General features: G+C 37.4%; 3 protein-coding genes and 1 pseudogene. 2 read left to right on the top strand and 2 right to left on the bottom strand.

Annotated features, from left to right (window positions below):
- Positions 1–57: 57 nt before the first annotated feature.
- Complete coding sequence (locus F6K22_RS34250; protein WP_293108689.1) at positions 58–627, bottom strand: DciA family protein; 570 nt, start codon at positions 625–627, stop codon at positions 58–60.
- A gap of 743 nt (positions 628–1370) precedes the next feature.
- On the opposite strand from F6K22_RS34250, the gene F6K22_RS34245 reads away from it, so the two are divergent.
- Together F6K22_RS34245 and F6K22_RS34240 are read left to right on the top strand one after the other, a co-directional pair.
- Positions 1371–2630 carry a hypothetical protein gene (locus F6K22_RS34245; protein WP_293108687.1) on the top strand — a complete coding sequence of 420 codons (1260 nt, stop codon included), beginning with the start codon at positions 1371–1373 and terminating at the stop codon, positions 2628–2630.
- 147 nt (positions 2631–2777) lie between these two features.
- Positions 2778–3512, top strand: a complete 735-nt coding sequence (locus tag F6K22_RS34240; protein ID WP_293108684.1) for a PspA/IM30 family protein — start codon at positions 2778–2780, stop codon at positions 3510–3512.
- A gap of 184 nt (positions 3513–3696) precedes the next feature.
- Here F6K22_RS34240 and F6K22_RS34235 read toward each other — a convergent pair.
- Positions 3697–4008, bottom strand: a pseudogene (locus F6K22_RS34235) (transposase family protein); the annotation flags it as partial.
- Between the last annotated feature and the right edge of the window lie 122 nt (positions 4009–4130).

Here is a 4130-nt window from a genome sequence, read left to right as displayed (position 1 = left end):
TTAACCTTCTTGTAATTATCAATTATCAATTATCCATTATCCATTAATGAACACTCCCTACTTCTCTCCCCATGACCACTGCTTAGTGGCGCAAATTGCACAGACTGACCAACGTTGAATTTCTCCAGGGGGAGTAGGAGATTGGCATTGAGGACAAAGGGGTAAAGTCTGAGAACGTTTCTGTATAGCTTTCGCCCAATTTTGAAAAGTTGTCTGAGGATTTTGATTTTTAGGAGTGGAGTTTGCCAGGGGTGTTTTTTTCAACCGAGGAATCATGCTAGGATGCTCTTGCCAATCATCTTTTTCAGCTTGGGTTGATTGACTAATAGGGAGACCTGTATGCCATTGAGCTGGAGAGAATCGGATATCATCTAGAGATATAGACAAAAGGTGCTTTAGCTTCTGTAAAAGTTGCGGAACTTGAAAACTAAGTTCTTGAGACAAGGCAGCACTTGATGTTGCTACATATAAAACACCTCGTTCAATGTATAAAGGTTTGGTTTGGCTAGCCATCACCCCTAAAACTTCTTCCCAACATTCCATCAGCTTTTGAAAATGTTGTTGTTGGGGCGATCGCTCCATAATTTTGAGATAGCCTAAAATTTGATTGAGAGACTGAAAATCCATAGTTGATTAATTACCCCTGGCTACTGGATTGACCGAGGGGTTTCTGACGCTTCCTTGTCCATAGTTACTTCATACTTCCTCAATCAGTATAGCTATGGAACTCTGCATCTGAAGAGGATAGTTCCTGCCCCCAAGCCCAAGTTAAACATACCTGAGTAGGGTTTGCTGAATAAATCTTATGTGTGAGGGTAGGAGGACCGAGACAGGAGACAGGAGACAGGAGGAGTAAGGAATGAGCGAGAAGGCAGGAGGAAGAATTATCCCTTGGTTTTTCTGCCTCCCGTCAACCCAAAATTCTAACATGCATGAGCTTAAGAGAGCAAAAATCTTGTACTTTTTCCAGACCTAAAACGGCTAAAGCCAATATAAGTCAATACTTTTAGATTTAATCAGCCAGCCCTAAGTAGAATTAATATATCGATATTCAGTATGACCACAGTGTTCACATCTATGAATCCTATCCTCAAGAGTTTTCGGTATTAATTCCCAATATTCGTTACAGCGTTGTGTAGGCTTTAACTGCTAAGTCGGAGCTTCCAGAAAATATCCCACCAACTTCGTCTAATTACATACAGCAGTACATATATCTGGCCTAGTGCATGAACTTTTCCTGTTGCTTATTGGGATAAAGTCTCTATGTTATAGATATTGTGACCATTTGTTCTACTGTGCTAACCTTTGATTACTATATTAATCAGTCGAATATTATGTCAAGTCAATGATTAACTAGCAGGAGTTATTAAATGAGTCAAAATTCGATAGTTAAGTCTACTAACAATTCTACCCAGGAATTGAATCAGACTTTGCAAGCTGTAATGGAAAGTTTGGATATAGAGCTAGAAGCAGAACTAACAAGATATCGCAAGTACCGCAGGCAAACAGAAAAGTCGGCAGTTTCTCAGAAAAATATTAATAAACAAATTTATAAAACACCCGAGTTGATGTCTCTATTACCAGTGGAGGATCAAACACTATCCTCATTGCCTTTATCTGAGATAGAATCATCGCTGGAAAACTATGAAACATCTAATACTTCTGCTAAGAAAGCTTCACCAGTGGCCATTGAGCCTCCCACCCCTACGGAAATTAGTATGGCCAAAAAAGGTGATGTAGAAAATCAGGATGGTGAGAAACAGATGTCTCAATTAGGTGACAATAATTCTACAGCACCAGATAACTATCTGCAATCTTCAGAGAAACTTCTAGAGAGTTTAGATAAATTAAAATCAAATCGTCAGGAGCAATCTAATTACTTAGCAAGTTTGTTTACTCCCCTGGGAATAGTTTCAATGTTTCTGTTCTTGATCTCTTGTACGATTTTGGGTTATGTTGTAATGCACCCATCAGGTCTGAGCAATCTTGGTTTAGACCGTTTTTTGAAAGGTACTTCTGCTCAAACAAATACAGATAATACTACTACTGATAATATTGAAAATATGGAGGAGAAACCTTTACCGAAATCTCCTGACTTGGCATCTCAAGAGTTTGTAGATTTAGATTTGAATACTCTAAGTAACGTTAATCCTAAACCTAGTCAGTTCCCATCTCCTACGGCAAAAGTCAAACCTGTGGTACCACCACCAATATCAGGAAGTGTTAATACTGCTTCACCACCTACTTATAAAGCAAGTACAAAACTGGATAATCTCAGCACTACTTTATTGCCTCAGTCTACCCCATCTACTGTAGTTACTTTATCTTCTCCAACTCCATCCCCAATAGTTAAACCTTCCCCAGAAATTTCTAATAGTGCTCAAATAACTAGCCCAATTAAATCAGATGATGGTTGGTATTATGTTGTTCTGGATTATGTAAATGAAGAATCTTTGTATAAAGCACAGCAGATAATTTCAGATGCTTATATTCGTGAAACAGATAATGGTATGAAGATACAGATGGGGGCATTTTGGGAACCAGAAAGAGCAAAAATCTTTCTTCAAGAATTACGCCAAGAAGGATTGGATGCAAAATATTACAAGTTGAAACCTGATAATTATTATTAATTATGGAAGAGAAGAAAAGAATTATGAAGAAATGATTGGAGAGTACAGTTATTTCTGTCTCCAATAAGTATAAAAGCTAAAGCACTAAAAATTAATTACTCCTGGAGACTTTACGATCGAAAATTATAATAAATATGGAGAGTATTGATGGGAATTTTTGACCGCCTTTGGGGGATAATTCGCGCGAATATAAATGGTTTGGTTTCTGGTGCTGAAGATCCTGAGAAGGTTCTGGAGCAGACAGTAAAAGATATGCAGAATGACCTAGTGAAACTACGCCAAGCAGTGGCACAAGCGATCGCTACTCAAAAACGTACAGAAAGACAATGTTACCAAGCTCAATCTACTGCTGATGAATGGTATAGACGAGCGCAGTTGGCTTTACAAAAAGGCCAGGACAATTTGGCGCGGGAAGCTCTGACTAGACGTAAGTCATACCAAGAAACAGCTACCGTAATGAAGGTTCAGGTGGAACAGCAAAAACAGGTGGTGGAAAAGCTGAAGCAAAATATGAGGCAGTTGGAGCATAAAATTAGCGAAGCAAAATTAAAAAAGAATATGTATATTGCTAGGGCACGTTCTGCGAGGGCTTCGGAAAAGCTGAATGAAATGTTAGGATCGGTGAATACTGGTAATACTCTAAGTGCTTTTGAGCAGATGGAAGAAAAAATAATGCACCTTGAGGCTAAGTCTGAGGCGATGGCTGAGTTGGGAATTGATAGTTTAGAGAAACAGTTTATATCTTTGGAAAGAGATGAGAATGATATTGAGACTGAGTTGGAAGCAATGAAGGCGCAAATGTTGCCTAGAGGCACAAATCTTCAATTGCCTCATGAAAAAGGTTCCAATCTGAAACAATCAGGCACTGGTGAAGTATCCTAAAAACAATATTTCAAGGGCTAAAAGTAAAATTTAAGTGAGATTTGCTTAGTCTCACTATTACAAAACTAGAAACTATACCAGAAAATTCAATATCCTTTGTCAAGACCAATTTACAGGCTAAAATCAAATCAATTTTAGGAAACCTTTGTGGATTGAGAATATGGGTAGAATATAGTTTTAGACAATTGACTACACACACAATTAAACCACTTTTTTGTTTGATTACCAATTGTGTTTTTAAAGTATATTGTTTCTTTTTTCCACTATAAAACTGTTTTTGGCGTTTTTTGGGTATTTCAATTTTACTTTCCATGACATCCATTATTACCAGTTCCTCTTTAGCAGAAGTTGGCCATAATTCTTTCTTTCCAGGTAGTCGGAATTGGCGATATTTTATCAAGATGTTTTCAATTTTTAGAACAATAGGACAAACAGAGGATTCGGATATTTTCCAATATGAACCAATACGATCATAAGTTCTATATTCTCTTAAATATTAGACATCTCCGGAAAACAAATAAATTGTGATAGAGTAATAAAAAATCTAATTTTTAGTGGCTAATTATGACCAGTATGCTTGAGTACATTCACCATCATTCACAAGAATCAGAACGTTTA

Origin of the sequence: Okeania sp. SIO2F4 (assembly GCF_010672385.1) — a bacterium.
Classification (GTDB): Bacteria; Cyanobacteriota; Cyanobacteriia; order Cyanobacteriales; family Microcoleaceae; genus Trichodesmium.
Note: the sequence above shows the minus strand (reverse complement) of the source record. Positions and strands in the feature narration are given on the sequence as shown.

Excerpts from the sequence above, each read along its gene's own strand:
- F6K22_RS34245 (WP_293108687.1), top strand. The coding sequence starts at position 1,371 with ATGAGTCAAAATTCGATAGTTAAGTCTACTAACAATTCTACCCAGGAA.
- F6K22_RS34240 (WP_293108684.1), top strand. The coding sequence starts at position 2,778 with ATGGGAATTTTTGACCGCCTTTGGGGGATAATTCGCGCGAATATAAAT.
- F6K22_RS34250 (WP_293108689.1), bottom strand. The coding sequence starts at position 627 with ATGGATTTTCAGTCTCTCAATCAAATTTTAGGCTATCTCAAAATTATG.